This window comes from Janthinobacterium sp. GW823-FHT01H08, assembly GCF_058797855.1.
Window position 1 is genome coordinate 3928185 of the sequence record NZ_CM179504.1, and the last position, 23509, is coordinate 3951693.

20 protein-coding genes are annotated in these 23509 nt (G+C 65.3%); 6 read left to right on the forward strand and 14 right to left on the reverse strand.

Annotated features, from left to right (window positions below; all coding sequences use genetic code 11):
- Positions 1-195 precede the first annotated feature (195 nt).
- The 11 genes from AC3RCG_RS17560 to ppnN form a co-directional block, all read right to left on the reverse strand.
- Positions 196-1197 carry a Gfo/Idh/MocA family protein gene (locus AC3RCG_RS17560; protein WP_492402871.1) on the reverse strand — a complete coding sequence of 334 codons (1002 nt, stop codon included), beginning with the start codon at positions 1195-1197 and terminating at the stop codon, positions 196-198.
- 12 nt (positions 1198-1209) lie between these two features.
- Positions 1210-2232 carry a porin gene (locus tag AC3RCG_RS17565; protein WP_492402869.1) on the reverse strand — a complete coding sequence of 341 codons (1023 nt, stop codon included), beginning with the start codon at positions 2230-2232 and terminating at the stop codon, positions 1210-1212.
- Positions 2233-2267: 35 nt separating this feature from the next.
- A complete protein-coding gene (locus AC3RCG_RS17570) occupies positions 2268-3227 on the reverse strand; it encodes a 2-hydroxyacid dehydrogenase (RefSeq protein ID WP_070291569.1) in 960 nt (319 codons plus the stop codon).
- Positions 3228-3246: 19 nt separating this feature from the next.
- Positions 3247-4206: a sugar kinase gene (locus AC3RCG_RS17575; protein ID WP_492402993.1), complete on the reverse strand. Its 960-nt coding sequence runs from the start codon at positions 4204-4206 to the stop codon at positions 3247-3249.
- Between the two features lie 11 nt (positions 4207-4217).
- Positions 4218-4964 carry a sugar phosphate isomerase/epimerase family protein gene (locus AC3RCG_RS17580; protein ID WP_492402867.1) on the reverse strand — a complete coding sequence of 249 codons (747 nt, stop codon included), beginning with the start codon at positions 4962-4964 and terminating at the stop codon, positions 4218-4220.
- The gene (locus AC3RCG_RS17585; protein WP_492402866.1) at positions 4961-5695 is read right to left on the reverse strand and encodes an amino acid ABC transporter ATP-binding protein; all 735 of its coding nucleotides are present in this window, start codon (positions 5693-5695) and stop codon (positions 4961-4963) included. The genes AC3RCG_RS17580 and AC3RCG_RS17585 overlap by 4 nt, the downstream gene beginning before the upstream one ends.
- Entirely contained in the window at positions 5682-6332 is a 651-nt protein-coding gene (locus AC3RCG_RS17590) for an amino acid ABC transporter permease (protein ID WP_492402864.1), read from the reverse strand. Before AC3RCG_RS17590 ends, AC3RCG_RS17585 begins: the two co-directional genes overlap by 14 nt.
- 1 nt (position 6333) lies before the next feature.
- Complete coding sequence (locus AC3RCG_RS17595) at positions 6334-7026, reverse strand: amino acid ABC transporter permease (protein ID WP_070291565.1); 693 nt, start codon at positions 7024-7026, stop codon at positions 6334-6336.
- A 90-nt stretch (positions 7027-7116) separates the two neighbouring features.
- A complete protein-coding gene (locus tag AC3RCG_RS17600) occupies positions 7117-7923 on the reverse strand; it encodes a transporter substrate-binding domain-containing protein (protein WP_070219948.1) in 807 nt (268 codons plus the stop codon).
- A gap of 215 nt (positions 7924-8138) precedes the next feature.
- Positions 8139-9209 carry a LacI family DNA-binding transcriptional regulator gene (locus AC3RCG_RS17605; protein ID WP_492402861.1) on the reverse strand — a complete coding sequence of 357 codons (1071 nt, stop codon included), beginning with the start codon at positions 9207-9209 and terminating at the stop codon, positions 8139-8141.
- A gap of 206 nt (positions 9210-9415) precedes the next feature.
- Positions 9416-10786, reverse strand: a complete 1371-nt coding sequence (gene ppnN / locus AC3RCG_RS17610; protein WP_070219944.1) for a nucleotide 5'-monophosphate nucleosidase PpnN — start codon at positions 10784-10786, stop codon at positions 9416-9418.
- A 367-nt stretch (positions 10787-11153) separates the two neighbouring features.
- On the opposite strand from ppnN, the gene AC3RCG_RS17615 reads away from it, so the two are divergent.
- From AC3RCG_RS17615 to AC3RCG_RS17630, 4 genes are all read left to right on the forward strand, one after another.
- Positions 11154-12602: a peptide MFS transporter gene (locus AC3RCG_RS17615; RefSeq protein ID WP_492490453.1), complete on the forward strand. Its 1449-nt coding sequence runs from the start codon at positions 11154-11156 to the stop codon at positions 12600-12602.
- Positions 12603-12733: 131 nt separating this feature from the next.
- Complete coding sequence (locus AC3RCG_RS17620) at positions 12734-13420, forward strand: UPF0149 family protein (protein ID WP_492402858.1); 687 nt, start codon at positions 12734-12736, stop codon at positions 13418-13420.
- Positions 13421-13432: 12 nt separating this feature from the next.
- Positions 13433-15127, forward strand: coding sequence for a hypothetical protein (locus AC3RCG_RS17625; RefSeq protein ID WP_492402856.1), 1695 nt, complete (start codon positions 13433-13435; stop codon positions 15125-15127).
- Between the two features lie 13 nt (positions 15128-15140).
- Positions 15141-15524, forward strand: coding sequence for a hypothetical protein (locus AC3RCG_RS17630; protein ID WP_492402854.1), 384 nt, complete (start codon positions 15141-15143; stop codon positions 15522-15524).
- 9 nt (positions 15525-15533) lie between these two features.
- Here the strand turns inward: AC3RCG_RS17630 and AC3RCG_RS17635 are convergent, their stop codons facing one another.
- A complete protein-coding gene (locus tag AC3RCG_RS17635) occupies positions 15534-15761 on the reverse strand; it encodes a hypothetical protein (protein WP_070291560.1) in 228 nt (75 codons plus the stop codon).
- Between the two features lie 144 nt (positions 15762-15905).
- Here AC3RCG_RS17635 and AC3RCG_RS17640 point away from each other — a divergent pair, with 144 nt between their 5' ends.
- Both AC3RCG_RS17640 and AC3RCG_RS17645 read left to right on the forward strand, forming a co-directional pair.
- On the forward strand, positions 15906-17099 hold the full coding sequence (locus AC3RCG_RS17640; protein WP_083287877.1) for a prenyltransferase/squalene oxidase repeat-containing protein: 1194 nt from the start codon (positions 15906-15908) through the stop codon (positions 17097-17099).
- Complete coding sequence (locus AC3RCG_RS17645; RefSeq protein ID WP_492402852.1) at positions 17092-18012, forward strand: AAC(3) family N-acetyltransferase; 921 nt, start codon at positions 17092-17094, stop codon at positions 18010-18012. Before AC3RCG_RS17640 ends, AC3RCG_RS17645 begins: the two co-directional genes overlap by 8 nt.
- 9 nt (positions 18013-18021) lie before the next feature.
- Here AC3RCG_RS17645 and hepB read toward each other — a convergent pair whose 3' ends face one another.
- Both hepB and AC3RCG_RS17655 read right to left on the reverse strand, forming a co-directional pair.
- The gene (gene hepB, locus AC3RCG_RS17650) at positions 18022-20898 is read right to left on the reverse strand and encodes a heparin/heparin-sulfate lyase HepB (RefSeq protein ID WP_492402850.1); all 2877 of its coding nucleotides are present in this window, start codon (positions 20896-20898) and stop codon (positions 18022-18024) included.
- A gap of 170 nt (positions 20899-21068) precedes the next feature.
- Positions 21069-23330, reverse strand: a complete 2262-nt coding sequence (locus tag AC3RCG_RS17655) for an OPT family oligopeptide transporter (RefSeq protein ID WP_492402848.1) — start codon at positions 23328-23330, stop codon at positions 21069-21071.
- Positions 23331-23509: the final 179 nt, after the last annotated feature.

Here is a 23509-nt window from a genome sequence, read left to right on the forward strand (position 1 = left end):
AAAAATCTACTGCGCGTCGCGATTTGCGGCCTGCGATGCTCACTGCCTCGGCGGCCCCGTGTCCAGCACAGTTGCGCTTCTTAGCCGCAACTCCCATCCGCTCGCTACGATTTTTTCAGGCGTTCGATGCTTCAAGGCAAAAAAAGCCGCCTGATTTTTTTAATCAGGCGGCTTTTTTACTTATGCGGCCTGCCGTCAGCCGGCCAGAGTCACGCGCTGGTGGCTGCGGCTGGCCTGCTGCGCCGCCAGCGCCGTCGCCAGCGCGCGCATGCCGTCGTCGCCCGTGGCGGCCGGCTGCCCTTCGCCGCGCATGGCGCGCTGGAATGCACGCACCGAGCGCACGTACAGGTTCTCGTGCTCGACGGGGATGTCGACGCTGCCGCCGTCGCGCGTCAGGCTGATGCTGCCGACGGGGCGCTGCGTCATCACGCCGGTGGCGAAGATGGTGCCCTTGCTGCCGATGATTTCCACGCCGGACAGCGAATACGGCGCGTTGAACGCGTCGTGCACCTGTACCAAAGTCCCGTTGTCGAACTCGATGACGGCCATCAGGCCCTCTTCCAGCCCCGCCACCGTCATGCCGCCGCTGGTGGCGCAGGCGGTGACGTGGCGCGGTTCCGAATCCAGCAGGAAGCGCAGGGTGTCGACATCGTGCACGAACATGTCGAGCGTGACGCCGCCCGATTCCGGCGCATCCAGGCGCCAGCCGCGCAAGTGCTGCGGCAGGTTGTTCGCGTGCAGTACGCGGCCATACAGGGGCTGGCCGATCTCACCCGCGCGTATCAGCTCGCGCACCTTGCCGTGGCTGGCCGCGTTGCGCAGGTGGTGGTTAATCCCCAGCACCACGCCCGCCTCGGCGCAGCCGTCGACCATGCGGCGGGCGTCGTCCAGGTTCAGTGCCAGCGGTTTTTCGCACAGCACGTGCTTGCCCGCGCGCGCCGCCTGCAAGGTCTGCGCCATGTGCCATTCGTTGGTGGTGCTGATGTACACGGCATCCGCGCCCGGATGGGCCAGCGCCGCATCGAGGTCGGTATAACTGGCGGCGATGCCGAATTGCGCCGCAAAGGCGGCGCCGCGCACAGCATCGCGGCTGACCACGGCCAGCACCTCGGCGTCGCCCTGCTGACGGATCGCGTCGACCATCCATTCGCGCGCCACGGTGCTGGCGCCGACCAAAATCCATCCGGTTTTCTTCATTCGATTCTCCCGTTAAAAAGTGTGGCGCAGGCCCAGGTTCCAGGCCTGGTTGCCGGTGCCGTTGTCGGTGGCGTTGCCCACCACATAGGCGGCGCCGTTGCGGTTGTCGATGTGCGCGTAGGCCGCGTACAAGGTGCTGCGTTTCGACAGCGCGTACGTATAGCCGATGCCGAGCTGGGTAGCGTCGCCGTTGGCGGCGCGCCGGTCGTCGCGCCGCACGTACGAAAACAGGATGCGGTGCGAGCCCACGGGCACGGTGGCGCCCAGCATCAGGTCCGCGCTGTCGACCGTGGTGGCGGCACCGGCCGTACTCTTGCTGACGGCGACGGCGCCATGCGCCTTGAGCACGCCGAAGTCCCAGGTGGCGCCCAGCACCGTGTTGCGCGCCCTGCCCGTCAACAGCGCGCTTGACAGGGTGTTGGCGTCCTGGTGCGCCATGCGCACGTACAGCGGCCCGCTGGCATAGGTGGCCGCCGCGCCCATGTAGCGCCTGGCCGAGGCATCGCCCGGCACTTCGCCGAAGCCGTACGCCAGTTCGCCGGACAGTCCCCCGCGCACGGGCGAGCTGTAGGTGATGCTGTTGTCGACCCGGCTGATGTAGCCGGCCGTGAAGACATTGCTCATCCTGCCCGCAAAACCCAGGTAAAACGGGTCCAGCACGCCCAGGCTGCTATCGATGAACGTGTACTGGCGGCCCAGCCGCAAGGTGCCCGCCGCGCCGGCGAGGCCGACGAAGGCCTGGCGCCCGAACAGCAGGCCGCCCTGGGCCGAAGCGCCCGTGTCGGCCAGGATGCCCGCATCCATCGTAAAGATCGCCGTCATGCCGCCGCCCAGGTCTTCGCTGCCCTTGAAACCGAGGCGCGAGCCGTTGGCGATGCCGCTCGTCAGCTTGAGCACCCTGCCTCCGGGGCCGCCGCTCTCGGACACCACGCCCAGGTCCGCGATGCCGTACATGGCCACGTTCGACTGCGCCGCGCACAGGCCGCCGCAGGCGCCCGCGCCGATGATCATTGCCCTTGCTACCTTGTTCTTCATTTCTTTCCCTGTCTGTCTTTTTATGGATACTGTTCTTAGCTGACCAGGTGGCGCGGACGCTCGCCGCGCAGGCCGGCCAGCAGGTTGTCCACGGCTTGCTGCGCCATGGCGTAGCGCGTTTCATGCGTGGCCGAGCCGATATGCGGCAGCGCCACCACGTTGGCCATGCCCGGCAGCGGATTGTCCGGCGCCAGCGGTTCGCGCTCGAACACGTCCAGGCCGGCACCGTGGATGGTGCCCTGCTGCAGGGCCTCGATCAGCGCCGCCTCATCGACGATGCGCCCGCGCGAACCATTGATGAAGATGGCGCCGGGGCGCATCAGCGCGAATTCGCGCCGCCCCATCATGCGTTCCGTCTGCGCCGTCAGCGGCAGGACCACGCAGACGAAATCGGAGCCGGCCAGCAGCTCGTCGAGCGCCACCTGCCGCGCGCCCAGCGCCGCTTCCACCTCGGGCACCGCTTCGCCGTTCACGTACAGCACCTGCATGCCGAAACCCAGCGCGGCGCGGCGGGCGACGGCGCGGCCGATGCGGCCCATGCCCAGCATGCCGATGGTCTTGCCGTGCACGTTGACGCCGTACTGGCTTTCGCCCACGCTGCGCGTCCAGCGTCCCGCCTTGACGAATTCGGCCAGTTCAACGACCCTCCGCGCGCTGGCGAGGATCAGCGCGAAGATCGTGTCGGCCGTCGTTTCCGTCAACACGTCCGGCGTATTGGCCAGCAAAATACCCCGTTCGCGCAGGTAGTCGACGTCGAACTGGTCGACGCCCACCGAAATGGTGGAAATGATGCGCAGGTCGACGGCCGGGTCCAGCAGTTCGCGGTCCAGGCGCACGCTGGCGCCCAGCAAGCCATGCGCGCCGCGGATGGCGGCGGCGAATGCGGCGCGGTTGCCCCCATCGATCGCCTCGAAATACGTCACCTCGCATTCGGCGCGCAGGCGCGCCAGCAGCGGCTCGGCCAGCTTTTTATACACAAGCACATGTTTTTTCACGAGTTTTCCCCTGTTCGGTTCAAGATTGGCCCAGCGCATCGAGCTGGGCGCGGGTCGGCAAGCCTTCCATGTCGCCGGCCACCTGGATGGCGAAGGCGCCGACTCGGTTGCCGCGCCGTACCGCCTGCGCCAGCGGCAAGCCTTCCAGCAAGGCGCTGACCAGGCCGGCCGCGAAGCCGTCGCCGGCGCCCACCGTGTCGACCACCTTGTCCACGCGCTCGCCCGGCACCATGCCGCTGTCGCCGTCGGCCGTGCGGTAATAGGCGCCCTCTGCGCCTAGCTTGATGACCACCAGGCGCGCGCCCTGCCGCAGATAAAAGCCGGCGACGTCGCGCGGCAAGTCGTGGCCGGTGAGGATTTTCCCCTCCCCCAGGCCGGGCAGCACCCAGTCGGCCCTGGCGGCAAGGCGGTTGATCTGTTCCACCATGACGGCTTGCGACGGCCACAGCGAGGGCCGCAGGTTCGGGTCGAACGACACGGTCCGGCCATGCTCGCGCATGAAGTCGATGGCCTGGCCCGCGAACGCCAGGCTGGTGGCGGACAGCGCCGCGGCCACGCCCGTGGCGTGCAGGTGGCGCGCGGACAGGAAATAGGCGGGGTCGAAGTGCTCGGGCGCCAGCCGGCTGGCGGCGGAACCCTTGCGGAAGTATTCGACCAAGGGATCGGCGCCGTTCTCGGCCTTCTCCTTGAGCAGGAAGCCGCTGGACTGGCCGGCGACGGCGGCGACCCGGCTGCAATCGACGCCTTCGGCCTGCACGCTGGCGCGGATGAAGCGGCCGAACGAGTCATCGCCCACGCGGCTCAGCCAGCCGACTTTCAAACCGAGGCGCGCCAGGCCGATGGCGACATTCGTCTCGGCGCCGGCCAGGCGGCGCGTAAAGTGCGCCACGGCCGCCAGGTCGCCCGTTTCCTCGGCAACGAACATCGCCATCGCCTCGCCGTAGGTGACGACGTCGAGCGCATGCGCTCCCTGCATCATTTCGTGTTCCGTCATGCGGCCTCCAGCATCCGGATGTAGCGGCCCGTTTCGGCCACCAGGTCGGTAGCCTCGAGCGGGAATTCGATGGCCCGCTGCACGCCCGGCGCAAAGTGCGCGAAGACGGCGCGCCAGGCCGGATCGGCGTCGGAGACGGCGCAGGCGGACAGCCGCCCCCCATCCTCCAGCACGGCCTTGCAGTGCACATAGCGCACGTACGGCGCCAGCAGGCGCGCCGCCTGCTGCGCATCCTCGCCCACCCAGCGCCAGTTGCCGATGTCGAAGGTCAGGCCCACGGGCAGCCCGATGTCGCGCGCCGCTTCCAGGAAGCGCGCCATCGTCGCCAGCGCGCCGCCATGGGCCGTCTGGTCGTTTTCCACCAGCAGCGCCACGGGCGCCGCCGCCAGCTGGGCTTTCAATGCTTGCAGGTCCGGCGCGGCCGGGTAATGGCCCAGCGACACCTTCAGGTAGCGCGCCCCCAGGCGCGCCGCCTCGTCCAGCATCTGCTGCAGCAGCGCGTGCCGCAGCAGCCCGTCCGCATCCCACAATTCGATGGGCGTGGAATACACGCAGTACAGGCCGCGCGCGGCCACCGCCGCACCCATGCGCGCCAGGTCCGGCAAGTCGGAGGTGAACAGTTCGCGGCGGATCTCGATGCCGGCACCGCCCGCATCGGCCACCACGTCGATGAAATGGCTTTGCCCCAGCTGCCTTACCCTGCTTGCGCCATAGGCCGACGCCGCCACCAGGACGGGGCTCATTTGATCGCTCCCGCGCCGACGAACTGGCACGCTTCAGGCGTTTGCGGATTGCTGAAAAACGCTTCCGACGGCCCGCTTTCCCACACCAATCCCTGGTGCATGAAGACGGTGACGTCGGCCATGCGCCGCGCGAACTCCATCTCGTGCGTCACCAGCAGCATCGTCATGCCCGCCTGCGCCAGCTCTTCCATCACCTTCAGCACTTCCTGCGTCAGTTCCGGGTCGAGCGCCGACGTCACTTCGTCGAACAGCATCACTTGCGGCTCCATCGCCAGCGAACGGGCGATCGCCACGCGCTGCTGCTGGCCGCCCGACAGCTGCCCGGGATAGGCTTCGCGCTTGTGGTCCAGGCCCACCTGCTTGAGCACGCGCAGCGCCGTGGCGCGGCCCTGGGCCTCGGGCACCTTCTTGACGATGCGCGGCGCCAGCATGACGTTTTCTTCCACGGTCAGGTGGGGGAACAGGTTGTAGCTCTGGAAGACCATGCCGACATCCTTGCGCAATTCGAGCAGGTGCTCCTGGCGCGCCGTCAGCGTATGGCCGGCCACGGCTATGCTGCCGCTGTCGATGGTTTCCAGGCCGTTGATACAGCGCAGCATGGTGCTCTTGCCGGAGCCGCTGCGGCCGATCACGGCGATCACCTGGCCCCGCTCGACGGCGAACGAGACGCCCTTGAGCACATGATTGGCGCCGAAGCTCTTGCTGATATTGTCGATTTCAACGATGGGCATGGAATTTCCTTTCCAGTGAATGGCTGTAGCGCGACAGCGGATAGCACAGCGCGAAGTAGATCAGGGCGACGACGGGGAAGACGATGAAAGGCAGGAAGGTCGCATTGCTGACCAGTTGCCCTGCCCGCGTCAATTCCACCACGCCGATGATCGAGGTGATCGAAGTGTTCTTGATGATCTGCACCATGAAGCCCACCGTCGGCGGCAGCGAATGACGCAGCGCCTGCGGCAGGATGACGTAGCGCAGCTGCTGGTAGCGGTTCAGCGCCAGCGCGGCCGACGCTTCCCACTGCTGCCGCTGCACGCCTTCGATGCAGCCGCGCCAGATCTCGCCCAGGTAGGCGCTGGCAAAGATCGTCATCGCCGCGCCGGCCGCGATAATCGGCGACAGCTTGTAGCCGAACAGGGCCAGGCCGTAATACGTCAGGAACAGCACGATCAGCACGGGCGTGCCCTGGACCAGCTGGATGTACAGGGCGCTGATGCAGCGCAGGAGCGGGCTGCGCGCCGTGCGCAGCAGCGCCACGGCGAAGCCGGCGATGCCGCCCGTGATGAAGACGATCAGCGACAGGCCGATGGTCCAGCGCGTGGCCTCGAGCAGGAATTGCAGGTTATCCCAGGAAAAGTCACTGATCATGTCAAGCTCCCATGCGCGCCGCGCCCAGACGGCGGCGGCGTTTGAAGACGATCTGGCCCAGCACCCAGAAGCCGAAGCGGAACAGCAGGGCCAGCAGGATGTACAGCACCATCACGACGATGTAGATCTCGAAGCTGCGGAAAGTTTCCGCGTCGAGCAGGTGGGCGGCGGCGGTCAGCTCTTCGGCGGAAATGGCCGACACGACGCTTGAAGCGAGCATCATCAAGGTGAACTGGCTGGCCAGCGCCGGATACACTTTTTCCAGCGCCGGCAGCAGCACCACGTGGCGCATCACCTGCCAGCGCGTCATGCCCAGCGCCTGCGCCGCCTCGAGCTGCGACGGATGCACGGCGCCGATGCCGGCACGCACGATCTCCGCCGCATAGGCGCCCAGGTTGACCGTCATGGCGACGAGCGCCGCGCCGTTCGCGTCGAGCTGCAGGCCCAGCGACGGCAAGCCGAAGTAAATGATGAACAGCTGCACCAGGAACGGCGTGCTGCGGATGATCTCGACATACGCGCGCACCACGGCGCGGGCATAGGCGGGACCGTTCTTCAGGATGACGGCGGCACAGACGCCCACCGCCAGTCCCAGCACCATCGCCATGGCGCTCAGGCGTATCGTCAGCGCCGCGCCCCACAACAGGCGGTCCAGCGATTGCATGACGAGTTCGAAATGAAATTCATACGGCATACTCAACTCCTTGTCTGGGTGCGCGTCCCCGGCCGCGCCACCATGGCGGCGCGCCGTGCGGACGGGCACTTTCCTATGCGGCTTGCGGTATCAGAAAGTCGGCAGCGCTGGCAGCGGCGCGCCGCTCCACTTGCGCGCGATGGCGTCGAGTTCGCCGTTCAGCTTGACGTAGTAGATGAAGTTGTTGAGCCACTGGTGCAGCTCGAAGTCGCCGCGGCGCACCGCCATCGAGTTCGGCTGCAGCGAGTAGGTGAAGCGGACCTCGATCTTGCCCGCGCCGCGCGTCTTGATGATGTCGAGCGCCATCGTGCTGGGAATCGAGACGGCGTCGACCTGCTTGCTGAGCAAGGCCTGGGTGACGGTGGCATCATCCTCGAAACGCACGATATTGGTGCCGGCCGGCGCCAGGCGGCTCAAGGCCGTATCGTTGGTGGTGCCGCGCGTCACGCCCACTTTCTTGCCCTTCAACTCGGCCAGGGCCTTGAATTTGCCGCCCACCGGCGCGACGATGGCCAGTTCGAACGCGCTGTAAGGCATGGTGAACATCAAGGTCTTGGCCCGTTCCGGCGTGGGCGCCAGGGTCGCCACGAGGAAATCGACCTTGCCCGACTCCAGCGACGGCACGCGCGACGGCGCCGTCAACGGGACTATTTCCACGGGCAGGTTCATGTATTTGCCGATCAGGTTGGCGACGTCGACGTCATAGCCGACGGGCGCGCCCTTGGCGTCGATGCTGCCGAACGGCGGCGTGCCGCTGACCACGCCGATGGTCAGCTTGCCTTTCTTGATCAAGTCGCCAAGCGTCTGGGCGCCGGCATCGGCCGCCGCACCCAGGGCAAACGTTGCTGCGAGCGCGCAGGCCACGATCTTCGAATACAACAGTGTAGTCATCTTCATGCTTCAGTCTCCTGTGATCCCGGTACCGGCCTCGTCGAGGCACTGCCGGGAATATTGTCAAATGGACGATTCGGATCGCCTCTTGCCGTGTCATTTCAACTTCATGCCAACCATTGCCTTGCCTGACTATCCACGCCCCTTTCCAGCGTAAAAACAGTTTATGAAACCGGTTCCATAACTATCTCAAAAAAAAGGGCAACGCCCTCTTCCCTTCCTCAAGCGTCGCCGCCCTTGCGTACTTCGCTACCTTGGGTGGAATTACGCACAATCAACTTGCCGGGCAACAGCACCTCGCGCGGCGGGCATTGATCGCCCTGCAGGCGCGACAGCATGCACGTCATCGCCGAAAAGCCGATGTCATAGGTCTGCTGCTCGATCGTGCTCAGGCCCGCCAGCGGCGACCATGGCAATTCATCAAAGCCCAGCAAGCCCACGTCCTGCGGCATGCGCAAGGCAAGGCGCTGCAGCATCAGCGCCAGCTCCAGCGCCACCATGCCGTTCGAGGCCAGCAGCGCCACGCGGCGGCCGCGCCACCGCGCCAGGCATAGACGCACCTGCGCGTCGATGGAAGGCCGGTCGTCCAGGTCCACGGCCAGCACTTCGCCCACGCAGCCGGGATGTTCGGCCATCACGGCCTGGAAACCGTCGGCGCGCATCAGCCGCGAGCTGACGCCCGTCAATGGCGGCGCGACGAAGGCGATGGCGTCGAAACCCTGTTCGATCAGATGCGCGGTGGCCAGCCGGCCCGCCTGCACATTGTCCAGGCCCACGAGGTCGAAATCGGCGCCCTCGATGCGGCGGTCGACCAGCACGATGGGCATGTCCGCCTGCTGCAAGTCGGACGACTGAATGTTGCGCCCCTGCGTGTTGACGATCAGCCCTTCCACGCTGTACGAGCGCAGCGCGGCCAGCGACTGGCGTTCGCGCTGTTCGTCATTGCCGGTATTACACAGAATCAAGGTATAGCCATGCTGCTGGCAAGCCGCTTCCACGCCTTGCAGCACGGCCACCGTGTAGGGATTGAGCATGTCGGCCACGACCATGCCGATCAGGCGCGTGCGTCCCCGCTTGAGACCGCGCGCCATCTGGTTCGGCTGGTAGCCGAGACGCGCGATGGTGCTGGCGATCTGCTGGCGGATATTTTCGGACAGGGCATCGAGTTCGCCGCCGAGAAAGCGCGACACGCTCGTTTTCGACACGCCCGCCTCGCGCGCCACCTGGGCGATGGTCACGGGCCGGACCGGTTCGCCGGAAACTGTTTTTTTGCTGCCGCGTACTGAATCCAAGGGTGCTCTCCACTACCTGTTGATCTGCATATTTTTATTTTGGAACCGGTTCCAAAGATAGCACCCACGCATCGATGACGCAAGCGATTTGATTGCTTGTGGCGGCGAAGGAACACGATGGGTGCATGGATGGGAACGCGGATGAAAAAACGCCGCCCGCCCCTTGCAAACGCAGGAGGCGGGCGGCGTAATGGTGTCAAGACTGTTTACTGGACCACGGTGTAGCAAGGTACATACGCCGTGCCCGCCAGCTTCATGCGGTGCTGCGCGACGAACGAGGCGAGCAGCGCATCCATGGGGCCGGCGATGGATTTGTCGCCATGGATTTCGAAGTTGCCGTGCTTTTCGATCGAGCGGATGCCGTCATCCTTGACGTTGCCCGCCACCACGCCCGAAAACGCACGGCGCAGCTGGGCCGCCAGCAAGTGCGTGGGCTGGTTCTTGTGCAGGCTCAGGTTGCGCATGTTTTCATGCGTGGGCTGGAACGGCTTCTGGAACTCGTGGTCGATCTTCAACAGCCAATTGAAGTAATACGCGTCGCTGTGCGCCTTACGGAATTCGCGCACCTGGCGTATGCCTTCGAGCATTTCGCGCGCCACCAGTTCCGGGTCGTCGATGATGATCTTGTAGCGCTGCTGCGCTTCCGGTCCCAGGGTGTCGTGGATGAACTGGTTGATCTGCACGAAGTACTCGCGCGACGTTTCCGGGCCCGTGAAGATCAGCGGGAACGGAATCTCCGCGTTGTCCGGGTGCAGCAGGATGCCGAGGATATACAGAATCTCTTCGGCCGTGCCCGCGCCGCCGGGGAAGACGACGATGCCGTGACCGGCGCGCACGAACGCTTCCAGGCGCTTTTCGATGTCCGGCATGATGACGAGGTCATTGACGATGGGGTTCGGCGACTCGGCCGCGATGATGCCCGGCTCGGTGATGCCGAGATAGCGGCCATTGTGCAAACGCTGCTTGGCATGGCCGATGGTGGCGCCCTTCATGGGGCCCTTCATGGCGCCCGGGCCGCAGCCCGTGCAGATGTCGAGGCCGCGCAAGCCCAGCTGATAGCCCACTTCCTTCGAATAATTGTATTCGGCGCGGTTGATCGAGTGGCCGCCCCAGCAGACGACCAGGTTCGGGTTGAGCTGGGTTTGCAGCACGTTGGCGTTGCGCAGGATGTGGAAGACGGCGTCCGTCACGCCTTCCGTGCTCTGCAAGTCGAATTTCGGGTTGCCCGTCACTTCGTCGCTGACGAAGATGATGTCGCGCAGCACGGCGAACAGGTGCTCGTGGATGCCCTTGATCATCTTGCCGTCGACGAAGGCGATGGCTGGCGCGCCCTTGATGTCGAGCTTGATGCCGCGCTCGCGCTGGATGATGGAGATTTCAAACGACTGGTAGCGCTCCAGCAGGGCGCGGCCATCGTCGATGGTGCTGCCGCAATTCAAGACCGCCAGCGCGCAGCGGCGGAAAGTGTTGTACAGGCCGCCCTGGCTGGTGTCGAGCAGTTTGTTGACTTCAGTCTTGGAGAGCACGTCCAGGCGGCCTTCCGGTGAAACCAGAGTATCGATAACGTCGTGTTCCATAATGCGAAAAATCCTTTAAAAATCGATGCTCGAAGGTCTTGCAGCCTTAATATACGACAAGTCAGGCAAGTTGTGCTGTGCCGCCGCAAAATCGCCCGGGCCATCCTTGCCTGCAAACCGGTTTGACTAATATGAAACAGTCATTCTTGCTAATGCGAATCGAAACCTTCGCTCCGCGCAATTTGTAGATTAGAATGCCAGCCTATTGGAATTCCCGTGCGTACGGTTCTTCATGAGAGTCCCCGCCGCCCGCAGGCTTCCATAAGTTCGTTGTATCGATTGACTATAATAATTTTTCAGGAGGAACCGCATGAGCGGTGCGACTACGCCCAACAAGGAAGCCGTTATTCCCGAGTTCAAGCAGATTATGGGCCATCCAAGCCCATTGTGGATGTTGTTCATGACTGAATTCTGGGAACGCTTCGCGTTCTACGGAGTTCGCTGGGCGCTGGTACTGTACATCGTGGCCCAGTTCCACGGCGGCGACGGTTCGGGACAGGCAGCGGCCAACCTGACCTACGGTTCCTTCCTCGCGCTGGTGTACGCCGGCGCCCTGTTCGGCGGCTACATCGCCGACCGCGTCATCGGTTACCAGCGCTCCATCCTGCTGGGCGCCATCTTCATGGCTGCCGGCCTGTTCTGCATCTCCGTGCCGAACCAGGACATCTTCAACCTGGGCCTGGCCACGATGATCGTCGGTAACGGCATGTTCAAGCCGAACATCTCGACCATGGTCGGCAAGCTGTACACGACCGCCGATCCGCGCCGCGACAGTGGTTTCACGATCTTCTACATGGGCATCAACATGGGCGCCATGGTCGCGCCTGTCTTCACGCAATGGCTGGCCGAGTCGATCTTCGGCACCAGCGCCATGCCGTCGTACAAGATGGTCTTCATGGCCTCCGGTTTCGGCATGCTGATCAGCCTGGTATGGTTCTTCATCGGCCGCCGTGCCCTGAAGGGCATCGGCGCTCCGGAAGCTGGTTCCGGCAACCCGATGCGCGTCGTCTGGGTGGCCGTCGGCTCCCTGTGCGTGATCCCGCTGATGTATTTCCTGCTGACCGTCGGCGCTGAAAAGCTGCAAATCGTCCTGACCGTGCTGTTCGTCGGTCTGGCCGTCATGCTGATGATCGAAGGCATCCGCAACGGCAAAGTGGCGCGCGACCGCGTCATCGCCATGCTGCTGATCTTCGTCTTCAACATCCTGTTCTGGATGTTCTTCGAACAGGCTGGCAGCTCGTTTACTTTCCTGGCTGACAAGATCGTCAACCGCGACCTGGGCTTCTGGATCTTCCCGACCGCCTACTTCCAGACCGTCAATTCGGTCGCCATCATCGTCTTCGCGCCGATCATCGCCGCCGTCTGGGTCTTCCTGGCGCGCCACAACGTCAACCCTTCGATCCCGCGCAAATTCGGCCTGGGCTTGCTGGGCAATGCGCTGGCCTTCGGCCTGCTGATCTTCGCTCTGTCGAGCCTGGTTGGCGCCGATAACAAGATCCCGTTCTGGACCCTGACCACCGTCTACGTGCTGCAATCGATCGGCGAGCTGTGCCTGTCGCCTATCGGCCTGTCGATGGTGACCAAGCTGGCGCCAGTGCGCCTGGTGGGCCTGGGCATGGGCGGCTGGTTCCTGTCGACCGGTATCGGCAACAACCTGTCGGGCATCTTCGCCAGCCACGTCAGCGGCACGAGCGGCATGTCGGTGCAGTCGGCCCTGTCCGGCTACACCTTCGGCTTCTGGTCCCTGCTGGGTGCCGGCGTCGTGCTGTTCCTGATCGCACCGCTGATCAACAAACTGATGCACGGCGTGAAGTAAGCGTTCTGCCTTAGCTGAAAACGGCGGCCTGCGGGCCGCCGTTTTTCATTCCGGCGCCGGTTCTTGCCTTGGCGGGCGGTACAATACCGCCAGGGCCACCGGCCACTCCCCCCACATCACCAAAGAATATTATGTCCAGCATCTCCACCACCTCGCCCCTCTCCGACGACGAATACGCCGAACTCGACACCCTGCTGGCCGCGCCCGCGCTGGAAGGCCGCGCCATGGACGTGTCGATGCTCGAAGGATTTCTCACAGCCGTCGCCCTGAACCCGAAGCAGATCGCGCCGGAACAGTGGTTGCCATGGGTATGGGACAAGGCGGCCGGCAGCGCCGCGCCCGCAGCGGATGCTGCCAGCGAACGGGCGGCCAGCCTGGCCCGCCGCCACCACGCCTACATGGTCGAATGGCTGGCGAAGGATCCGGACAGTTTCGAACCCATCTACGTCTGCGGCCCCGAATGGAGCGTGCCCGCCTGGTGCGCCGGTTTTATGCTGGGCACCAGGCTGGACAAACCCCAGTGGGCGGCCCTGGCCGTCAGCCACCCGGAATACCTGGCGCCCTTCCAGCACCTGGCCACGGCCAGCGAACTCGATGACGATGCGGCCGAAACGGCCATGGATGGCGTGATTCCCGCCGTGATCGCCATCAACGCCGCCTGGGCGCGCCAGCGCCACCTGAAAAGCCAGGTGCAAAGCCAGCCCGGCGCCACCGTGCTGCGCGAACTGCCGAAAACGGGCCGCAACGACCCGTGCCACTGCGGCAGCGGTAAAAAATACAAGAAATGCTGTGCCGACGCCGATAGCGCGGCCGGCTAAGGCGATTACTCCTTGCGCCAGCTGCTGACGGCCATCCTGCGCTTCCTGCTGCGCCACGCGCTGCAGTTCGCGCTGTTCATCGTCATCCTGCTGGCCGGCCGCACGCTGCTGGCCGAATGGCGCAGCTACAGCGCCGGCAGCGAGGCTGTCGCCGCCCTGCGCCAGGCTTCCGGCAGCGCCGGCAGCCATGGCGCCAGCCTGGCCGAGGCGGCCACGCTGCGCGTCAACGCCCTGCAAAAGACCTCACAAACGGCCATCGCCGCCCGCCAGAAGCAAGTGCAGGCGCAATTGGCAGCCTTGCGCGCGCAGCGGCAGCCGTCGCTGTTCACCCTTCCCCTGCCCGACCCGAGCACCCTGGCCTTGCATGCGCAGGACGAAGCCATGCGCCGCGTGGAAATCGAAGTGCTGGCGCAGGAATCCCGTTACTTGAACGCCCTGCAGGCGGCGATCGGCGGCGAAGATGCACGCCAGACGCTGGTGCGCATGCATGCGGAACATGTGCGCGCGTATGCCGCACTGCAAAATAATCTGCGCCAGCGCCGGGAACTGGAAGCGCTGCACCCGCTGGCGGCGCGCCTGCCCGGCAGCGACGCCTACGCGCAGCTGTCGCTGCTCGAAGCGGAGGGCCAGCGCTTGCGCGAGGTCAACCTGCAAGCGTATCAGGCCTGGCTGGCGCAGCGCGCGCGCACCAGCGATGCTGCCCGCCCCGCCCCATTCGCCATCGACGAGCAAGCCTTGAGCGGCGCGCTGGCGCCCGTGCGGGCGGCGATTGCGGCCGGAGAGACCCAATTGGCGCGCAACTGGATCGCCCGCTGGCGCGCTCCCGTGCTGGACGTGGCGCCCACGGCCGCCCTGCTGGTGCTGTCGGCCATGCTGCTGCCCGCCGCCATCAAGGCCTTCTTTTACTTCGTGCTGGCACCCGTCGCTTCGCGCCTGAAGCCCTTGTCCATCGCGCACGCGCTGGGCGTGACGGCCACTGCGCTCCCCCTGCCGCCCGATGGCCAGTCGCGCATTTCCGCCGTGTCGCAGGGCTTGCTGCTGCAGCCCGGCCAGCGCATGCTGATCCATCCCGAATACCTGCAATCGTCGCCCGTCGGCACGCATAAACGCACGCAGTGGCTGCTGGACTGGCGCTTCCCGTTCACCAGCCTGGCCGCCGGCATGGCGGCATTGACGCGGCTGGAAAGCGACGTGACCGCATCCGTGACGATTTCCGCCAGCGACGACCCGCTGCTGGAAGTGGCCGTCGTCCACCTGCCGGCCGGCAGCGCCCTCGTATTCCAGCCACGGGGCCTCGTGGGCCTGGTCTGCGACGCTGGCCAGCCGCTGGCGATATCGAGCCACTGGCGCCTGGGCAGCCTGCACGCCTGGCTCACCCTGCAGCTGCGCTTCATCGTCTTTCGCGGCCCCGTCACCCTGATCGTGCGCGGCTGCCGCGGCGTGCGCCTGGAGCGGGCCGGCCAGGGCCGCTCCATCAGCCAGTCCGCCACCCTGGGCTTTACCACCGACGTGCTGTACTCGACGATGCGCAGCGAAACCTTCCTGCCCTACCTGCGCGGCCAGCAGGCGCTGCTCAACGACCGCTTCGACGGCGGCAACGGCGTCTACCTGTACGAAGAAACCCCGCGCCACGGCAAGCAGCCGGGCAAGGCGGGCAGCTGGTTCGAGGGTTTTACTGACGCGATCTTGAAAGTGTTCGGCATCTAGCCGATGAGACCATATGAACGACTTCCTGTTTGCCGATTTTCTCGAAGATCAGGCCGCGTACGCGGCGGCTGAGGCCTACTGGCAGGCACGCCTGGCCTTCCTCGACGGCCAATGCGCGCCGTATCTGCGCACCGCATTTGCCAACGGCCAGCCATTTTATGACGGCAATCCCATCGTCAACCTGGCGGACCGCAACGCCGGCAAGGCGGCGCGCATCGTGCAGCAATGCCCGCAGGAGTGCGGTCCCTGCTATACGAGCTTCGGGCAAGCCATCGAGCTGGCCGGCAGCGATGGGCAGCATCGCCCGGCGCAGGAAATGGTCATCGTGCTCACGTTGACCGAAGACTCGGCGCAGAAGGCCGTCGATGAACTGCGCGCCTGGTTTGCGCCAACGTAAGGCAGCCGGCTACGCCGCAATCGAATGCGACACCGTCAACCACTCGCCCGGCTGCAAATTCGCCGCCGCCTCGCGCGTGGCCAGCACGCTGTCCGGGTCCAGGTCGGAGCGGTTCAGCTTGTAGGAATAGGCGAAATCGTCGGCATCGAATGCCTGCCCCGCCTTGACGTAATACTTGAAGCCGACAAACGAGTCGGGATTGGTGACGACCGAATACTCAAGCGTGACGGTGTTCATGGCGGGCCTCGTCGGCGATGGTGATACAGCCATTATGCGTCAATTCCCGCGGCGGCGACGCGGCGGCCAATCCTTGCGGTAAGTCAATAGCCCTGCCGATGGCCGGCGCTACAGTAGGCTGAGCCAACCACCGGATGGAATGCCATGCGCGCCTTGCTCGCGAAAATCAGGAACACTCTGGCGCCGCAGGCGGGCCTGCCGGCGGCGGCGCGCATGGAGCGGACGTCGGACCGGCGCGGCCTGCCCGCCTTTGATCCCGGGCCGCAAGCCGTCATCAAGGCCTGCACGGCCTGGCTATGCGCGGCGCAAGACCATTCCAGCTCCAACGACGGCGGCGTCGCGCGCGACTACAGCCTGCTGACGGGCTGGGCTAGCTCCTATCCCGAAACCACCGGCTACATCATCCCCACCCTGATCGCCCTGGCGCAGCGCACGGGCGACGAGGGTGGGGATGATGCGCTGCACGAGCGCGCGCGCCGCATGCTCGACTGGTGCGTGGCCATCCAGTTCCCGGAAGGCGGTTTCCAGGGCGGGAAGATCGATTCGACGCCGCGCGTGCCCGTCACCTTCAACACGGGCCAGATCCTGCTTGGCCTGGCGGCCGGCGTGGCAGCGTACGGCGGGGCCTACGAGGACGCCATGCACCGCGCGGCACGCTGGCTGCGCGACAGCCAGGATGCCGACGGCTGCTGGCGCCGCCATCCGACGCCGTTCGCCAGCGCCGGCGACAAGGCGTATGAAACCCACGTGGCGTGGGGCTTGTTCGAAGCGGACCGCGTCGCGCCGGGCCACGGCTATGGCGCGGCGGGCCTGCGCCAGGTCGACTGGGCGTTGACGAAGCAGCGTCCCAACGGCTGGTTCGCCTCGAACTGCCTGGACAACCCGCTGCTGCCCCTGACCCACACCATCGGCTACGCCTTGCGCGGCGTGCTCGAAGCGCACCGCTTCTCGGCGCGCGCCGACCTGCTGGAGGCCGCCGCGCGCACCGGCACGAGCGTCGCCAGGGCCGTGGCGGCAGACGGCTACCTGCCTGGCCGCCTCGGACCCGACTTCCAGCCGGGGGCCGGCTACGCCTGCCTCACGGGTTCGGCGCAAAACGCGCATTGTCTGTTCCTGCTGTACCAGCTCACGGGCGAGCGGCGCTACCTCGACGCGGCGCGCCGCCTGAATCGTTACGTGCGGCGCGCGGTCAGCATCGACGGCCCCGCGCACGCGCGCGGCGGCGTCAAGGGCTCGTTTCCCGTCGATGGCGACTACGGCACCTGGGCCTACCTGAACTGGGCCGCCAAGTTCTGCATCGATGCCAACCTGCTGGAATTGGAGTCAGGCCATGCTTGACGGGGCCAGGCGCACCGCCAGGGCCGCGCTGGAAGCGTGGCGCCGCGCCGCCAGCGCCCGCAACATGCGCCACGGCGCGCGCCACGTGACGCGCGCCGGATTGGCCGCCGATCTGGCGCGGCTGGGCATCGCGCACGGAGACACGCTATTCGTGCACTCTTCGCTGAAAAGCCTCGGCTACGTGGAAGGCGGCGCGGCGGCCGTGATTGCCGCCCTGCAGGACGCCGTCGGCCCGCAAGGCACCTTGCTGCTGCCCACCTACTATCTGCCGGGCGGGACCGTGCGCGCCACCTGCGACATGAAAGACTATGTGTTCGACCCGCGCCGCCATGGCACGCACATGGGGCGCCTGCCCGAAGCGTTCCTCGCCAGCGCCGGTGTGCGGCGCAGCATCCACCCGACCCACTCCGTGTCCGCGTGGGGCCGCCATGCCGACGCTCTCACCGAGGCGCATCACCGCGCGCCGTCGATCTTCGGCGTGGATTCGCCCTGGCAGCGCTTCATCGGCTGCGAGCAGGCCAAGGTGCTGGGCCTGGGCATTTCCATGGGGCCGGTGACGTTCTATCACGCGCTGGAAGACGCCATGGGCGACGCCTTTCCCGTGCCCGTGTGGGCAGGCGAGACAAAGCTGCTGGCCTGCCTGGACCACGCCGGCCGGCGCTGGGACGTGCCCGTGCGGCCTTTCGATCCCGCCATCGCGCAGCGCCGCATCGACCATCCCGGGCGCGGCGACCTGCGCGACTACTTTCACCGGGAGTTCGACGCCGCCGGCCTGCGCGTCAACGGGCACGTGGGCGATGCGGCGTCATGGTGCATACCGGCGCAGGCATTTTATGACCACCTGCGCCGGTTGGCGTCCGAACACGTGACGATCTACGCAAGCGCTGCGCAACTGGCGGCGCGGCCTGTCTAGCCTGGCCTTTCACGGCACGGCCGGTGACGCTGGCAACGCCGCCGCGCGCCCGGCGCCGCTTGCGCTGCGCTGCAGGTCGTACGCACCGCCGCCATTGGCGGCAAAATACAAGGCACCGCCGTCGTCACTCACCTCATCCTCGATGGGGCCGCCCGACCCGCGCTTGCGGACAGTCCAGCTTCCCGCCTGCAAATCCGTCACCAGCACCTGCATGGACGCGCTTTGTGCCGGCAGCTCGAAGGTGACGGTACCGCCCAGCGGCAAACCGCTCCTGGAAAACAGCACCACGCGGTCCTTGATCTGCACGCCGGCCAGCAGCGGCGAAGCGATGGCCGTCGTGGGCAGCGCAGGCAGCGTGCTGCCGGCATCCATCACCTGCATGACATTCAGGAACAAGTCCGTTTCGCTGGCGGCCGGCGGCGACACTTCCAGCCGCCAGGCGCCCGCTTCCTCGGTCGAATAGTCCGCTTCAGGCTGGATGGGATAGTTGATGCCGCCGACGCTGAATTCATTGCCGCTGCCGCCCACCTTGGCCAGCACGGCATTCGTTGGCAACACGGTGCGGTTGATCAGCTTGCCGTTGTACTGCAAGGTGCTGTTGTAGTCCCAATCCGTACGCTGGACGACCACCGTGTCGCCGCTGATTTCCGGCTCGGACTGGCTGTGCAACAGCCAGGTCTTCCTGAACCCCGCATCGCTGGCGCTGACCTTGTCGAACACGATCAGCGCGGCCGGGTGGTGCGCATCCTTGAGGTTCAAGAACACGAACGAGCGCTGAAACTGGCGCACCTTGCTGCTGTAGGCCGCCGTCAGGTCGCCCTTGATGTAGCTGAAGTCCGGCGCCTGCGCCTGGGGGCCGGACTGGTGCCGCAGGACCGTGGCCACCTTGTAGCCGTTGGCCAGTTCCGCCAGGGTTTGCGGCTCCTCGCCAGGAAAGCGCTGTCCGCCGTCATTGGCATAACCGTCAAAATTCTCGCCCGGGTCATACACCAGCATCGTGTTATGCGCGATGCTGCGCTTGTGATAGTTCATGTCGTGCGCGCTGCCGTATTCCAGGACAATGGCGGGATCGGCGACATCCCTGCCGCTGTAAATGCCCGAATCGATGGCCAGGCCGCCCTTGTAGTAAATCTGGAAATGCCCGGCGTCGTAATGCTCGTGGTTGCCGAACCAGTCGCCGCCCAGCTTCATCGTCGCCACGACATTGCCCGACTCGACATGTATGCCATCGGTCCAGCCCGTGCGGGCGATCATCAAGCCGGCGGGATCGGGGAAATACTTGGTCAAGGGCAAGGTGGCCGGACTGGGTGTGCTGTCCATGCCTGTATTGCCAAGCAAAATAGGCCAGATGCTGTCCTTGGCATGGATAAAACTGGTCGACTGCTGCAGCGACTGCTTCAAATACTCCTGCTTCAAGGTGGAATTGTTATAGTAGGTCGCGGGCAACATGAAGGCCAGCGGTTCGCTCCAGGTCTGCCTGCTGTTGGTATAGGAGGAATGATAGACGTCGCCATCACGCATCCATTGCCCGTCGGGGCGGCGCGTGTAGAGCCAATGATACGGCGTCATCTGCTGCACGGGATCGAGCACGGGGGCAGCGCCCATGCGCCGGAACAGCCAGGCGGCGTACATGTCCGCCAGGAAACGCACCGTGCCATAGGACGCGCCCTGATGATAGGCTTGCGCGGCGTAGGCGTAGTTACGCGGCGCGATATAGTCGGCAAAGAAGCGCCCGGCAACGATGTTGTAGACCAGCGGCGCCTCGTCATAAAAGGCGATGGCGGCCGCTAGCTGGTCACGCAGCAGCTGGTTGTCGCTGCCATGGCCCACGACGGCGCCTTGACGCGATGGCGGAAAGCCGATTTCCATCGTGGCGGCAATCTGCGTAAAGCGCGTGACCACATAGGCGCGCTGCTGCGCGCTCATCAGATGGAAGCACCAGTCATACACCATGGCGCTGGCCAGGATGATGTCGCCTTTTTCGTTCGGGTGGCTATACCCGGGCGAAAAGCGCACGGCCGCCAGGTAGTCGAGCAGCATCTGCACGGCTTCACCGCCCCGCTGCGCCGACGCCGGCGCGCCACCGCCTTCATACAGCAGCGAGAACAGCGCCTTCGCCTTGATCGTGCTTACCACGTCGACCTGGTGGTTGCTCCCGGCGGGGCCGCCTGGCACGAACACGGGTAGCGCCACGACCGCCGGTGATGCGATAAACCCATTCAGGACAGCGCGATGCGTAGCCATCTCCTGTGCATCAGATTCGAACCGGCTGCGTATGGCCGCCAGGTCGCCCACCCGGGCAAACAGGCGCGGATGCTCGCCTGTCGGCGGCAGCACGGTGGGCAGCGGGTACGCGCCATAGCCCTGCGGCACAAAATCGGCGAGCGCCGTCACCAGCAGGCAATCGATGCCCACGCCGCCCTCGCGGTACTGGAGCTTCAGTTCGCGTTCGCCCGCGGCCAGCCAGCGGGTGACGGGCACCCAGGTCCACTGCGCGGCCTGGCCGGCAATGAACGGCACAGAGACGCTGGCATAGGCGCCATTGTCGAGCGCTAGGTACAGCGATGCGGCGTCCGCCGCCGGCGCCAGCACGCGCAGCCAGACCGTGTAGTTGCCGTCGCGGGGCACGGCCACCGTGTACGACAACTCGGCCGCCGCACCCGGCGTATCGGCGCGCGCCAGGTTCGGCGGCGTGGACAGGTAGCTGCCGCCGGAAATCACATTACTGCCAAGATACTCTTGCGTCCAGGGACCGCCCGGCGCCCCGGCTTCCGCCTCGAACATGGCCTCGACGGGAAATGCCGCCGCATGCAGGGGGGGACTGGCCGCCAGCAAGGCGACATGGATCCAATATTGCAACTTGTGACGGCATCGCAGCTTGAACATGGATGGAACTCCAGTTTGTTGTATTTTAAATATTGCTAACAATATACCGCCCTGAGCCAATCTGATTGCATTTTTACAACAAATACTGGCTGCAGCAGCCTGCACGGCGCAAAAAAAACCGCCCGGTATCACCCGGGCGGTTTTGGCTGGCAATGCGGATCGGTCGCGTGCTAGGCCTGCGATGCCTTCTTCTCGCGCGCCACGAAGTACAGCAGCACGATGATGGCCGCATACGGCAGCAGGGACAGCGCATCCGAGTTCAAGCCCGCGTAGAACGGGTTGCCGTGCTCGGCCCAGTCGGCCATCATCTGGTCGAAGTGCGTGAGCACGCCGGCCGTGATTGCAATGATGATGCCGGCCAGCGCGCCGCCGGCGATGTAGCCGGACGCCAGCAGCACGCCCGAACTGCGGTCGCCCGCCAGCTGGCGTTCTTCTTCATTGAGCTTGGCGTTGTGTTCCAGCTTGTTGTTGCGGCGGTCCGCCAGCCAGCGCACCAGGCCGCCGACGAAGATCGGCAAGGTCGACGACAGCGGCAGGTACACGCCCACCGAAAACGCCAGCGACGGGATGCCGGCCATTTCCAGCACCACGGCGATCATCACGCCGAACAGCACCAGGGTCCACGGCAGCTGCTGGTCGAGGATGCCCTTGATGATGTAGGACATCAGCACGGCCTTCGGCGCATCGTATTTCTTTACTTCCGAGCCGTCCGGACGCTTGCTGTAGTGGCCATTGATGCCCGGATCGACCAGATAAGCGAGTTGCCCATCTTCCTTGACAAAATATTTGCCGGCCGGGCCGCCCACGGTATCGGTCTTTTGCCAGACTTTGTACGTGTTGTGGTCGCTCTCGGCTTGCGGGCCATGCAGCTCGCCCGTCACCGTCAGCTTCGATGCATCGACCGTCAGGCCGGGCGCCACTTGCGCGGCCGGCACGTAGACGGTGCTCGCCTCGTTCAGTTTCAGCAGGATCGGACCGAGGATCAGGGCCGACGACAAGGCGCCCGCCAGGATCGCGTACTGCTGCAGGCGCGGCGTGGCGCCCACCAGGTAGCCCGTCTTCAAGTCTTGCGAGGTGGTGCCCGCATTGCTGGCGGCGATGCAGACGATGGCGCCCACCGACAGGGCCGTCACATAGTAACGCCCGCCCGTCCAGCCCATGATCAGGAAGATCAGGCAAGTGAACAGCAAGGTGGCCACGGCCATGCCGGAGATCGGGTTCGACGAGGAGCCGATTTCGCCCGTCAGGCGCGACGACACGGTGGCGAACAGGAAGCCGAAGACGAGGATCAGCAGCGCGCCGAGGAAATTCATGTGCAGCGGCGTGGCGAACGTGATCACGGCGATGATGGACAGGCAGCCGATGACGACCCACTTCAGAGGGATATCCTGGTCCGTGCGCAAGGTGGAATCGGTCTTGATGCCCTTGCCGATGCCCTTCAGGCCGGCCGACAGGCTGCGCCAGATCATGGGCATGGCGCGCACCAGCGAAATCAGGCCGCCGGCCGCCACGGCGCCCGCGCCGATGTACAGCACGTAGGCGCTGCGCACGTCGTCGGCGCCCATTTCGCTGATCAATTTGGTGCCCGGCGAGAGCACGGTGGTCAGGCTGTCGCCGAAGAACTTGATCATCGGAATCAAGAGCAGATACGACAGCACGCCGCCGGCGGCCATGGTGGCGGCGATGCGCGGGCCGATGATGTAGCCCACGCCCAGCAATTCAGGGGAAATCTCGGCGCCGATGGAGCCGCCCTTGAGCGGCGCGGCAAATTCCACGCCCGGCGTGTCCTTCCAGCCCTTGAACGAGATATTGAAGACTTTATACAGCAAGCCGACGGCGAAACCGCCGAAGATGATCTTGGCGCGGCGCTTGGCGTCCAGCGCGGCGGCCGAATCCTTCTCGATGCTTTCGCCGGCGGCGATGCGCGATTCTTCCGTGGCGGCTGCCTTGAGCACTTCGGCGCAGGCCGTGCCTTCGGGGAATTTGAGTTCCTTGTGCTGGTCGACGATCATGGTGCGGCGCATGGGGATCATCATCAGGATGCCCAGCAGGCCGCCGAGGATACCGACCAGCATGACCCGCGAGATTTCCAGGTCGAAGCCGAGGATCAAAATGGCGGGCATGGTCACGCCCAGGCCGAATGCCAGCGACTCGCCAGCCGAACCGGCGGTCTGCGTGATGCTGTTTTCCAGGATCGACGAATCCTTGCCTCCCACCTTCTTGGCCAGGCCGAACAGGGTGATGGCGATCACGGCGACGGGAATCGAGGCGCTGACGGTCAGGCCCACCTTCAGCACCAGGTACAGCGAGGAGGCGCCAAAGACCATCCCCAGGATGACGCCCATGAACAGCGCGCGGAAGGTCATCTCGGGCAGCTTCGCATCGGCCGGGATGTACGGCTTCACGGCGCTCGGCATTGCATCTTTTGCCATAAATAAATCCTTAATTGTATAAATTAAACAGCCCGGATTGACGCCCGGGCTATTTGCTTGAAGCCGAGACTATCGCACAGCCGCGTTTCGATGAAAAGGTTTTTTGCTCCCGGTCCCGGCGCCCGGCCCGCACGGGAAGCGCCGCAGCATTGGTCTATAATCGCTGCCACCGTGCCCTG

Excerpts from the sequence above, each read along its gene's own strand:
- AC3RCG_RS17620 (WP_492402858.1), top strand. The coding sequence starts at position 12,734 with ATGTCCAGCATCTCCACCACCTCGCCCCTCTCCGACGACGAATACGCC.
- AC3RCG_RS17580 (WP_492402867.1), bottom strand. The coding sequence starts at position 4,964 with ATGAGCCCCGTCCTGGTGGCGGCGTCGGCCTATGGCGCAAGCAGGGTA.
- AC3RCG_RS17600 (WP_070219948.1), bottom strand. The coding sequence starts at position 7,923 with ATGAAGATGACTACACTGTTGTATTCGAAGATCGTGGCCTGCGCGCTC.
- AC3RCG_RS17560 (WP_492402871.1), bottom strand. The coding sequence starts at position 1,197 with ATGAAGAAAACCGGATGGATTTTGGTCGGCGCCAGCACCGTGGCGCGC.
- AC3RCG_RS17640 (WP_083287877.1), top strand. The coding sequence starts at position 15,906 with ATGCGCGCCTTGCTCGCGAAAATCAGGAACACTCTGGCGCCGCAGGCG.
- AC3RCG_RS17655 (WP_492402848.1), bottom strand. The coding sequence starts at position 23,330 with ATGGCAAAAGATGCAATGCCGAGCGCCGTGAAGCCGTACATCCCGGCC.
- AC3RCG_RS17565 (WP_492402869.1), bottom strand. The coding sequence starts at position 2,232 with ATGAAGAACAAGGTAGCAAGGGCAATGATCATCGGCGCGGGCGCCTGC.
- AC3RCG_RS17585 (WP_492402866.1), bottom strand. The coding sequence starts at position 5,695 with ATGCCCATCGTTGAAATCGACAATATCAGCAAGAGCTTCGGCGCCAAT.
- hepB (WP_492402850.1), bottom strand. The coding sequence starts at position 20,898 with ATGTTCAAGCTGCGATGCCGTCACAAGTTGCAATATTGGATCCATGTC.
- AC3RCG_RS17615 (WP_492490453.1), top strand. The coding sequence starts at position 11,154 with ATGGGCCATCCAAGCCCATTGTGGATGTTGTTCATGACTGAATTCTGG.
- AC3RCG_RS17575 (WP_492402993.1), bottom strand. The coding sequence starts at position 4,206 with ATGATGCAGGGAGCGCATGCGCTCGACGTCGTCACCTACGGCGAGGCG.
- AC3RCG_RS17590 (WP_492402864.1), bottom strand. The coding sequence starts at position 6,332 with ATGATCAGTGACTTTTCCTGGGATAACCTGCAATTCCTGCTCGAGGCC.
- AC3RCG_RS17630 (WP_492402854.1), top strand. The coding sequence starts at position 15,141 with ATGAACGACTTCCTGTTTGCCGATTTTCTCGAAGATCAGGCCGCGTAC.
- ppnN (WP_070219944.1), bottom strand. The coding sequence starts at position 10,786 with ATGGAACACGACGTTATCGATACTCTGGTTTCACCGGAAGGCCGCCTG.
- AC3RCG_RS17635 (WP_070291560.1), bottom strand. The coding sequence starts at position 15,761 with ATGAACACCGTCACGCTTGAGTATTCGGTCGTCACCAATCCCGACTCG.
- AC3RCG_RS17595 (WP_070291565.1), bottom strand. The coding sequence starts at position 7,026 with ATGCCGTATGAATTTCATTTCGAACTCGTCATGCAATCGCTGGACCGC.
- AC3RCG_RS17645 (WP_492402852.1), top strand. The coding sequence starts at position 17,092 with ATGCTTGACGGGGCCAGGCGCACCGCCAGGGCCGCGCTGGAAGCGTGG.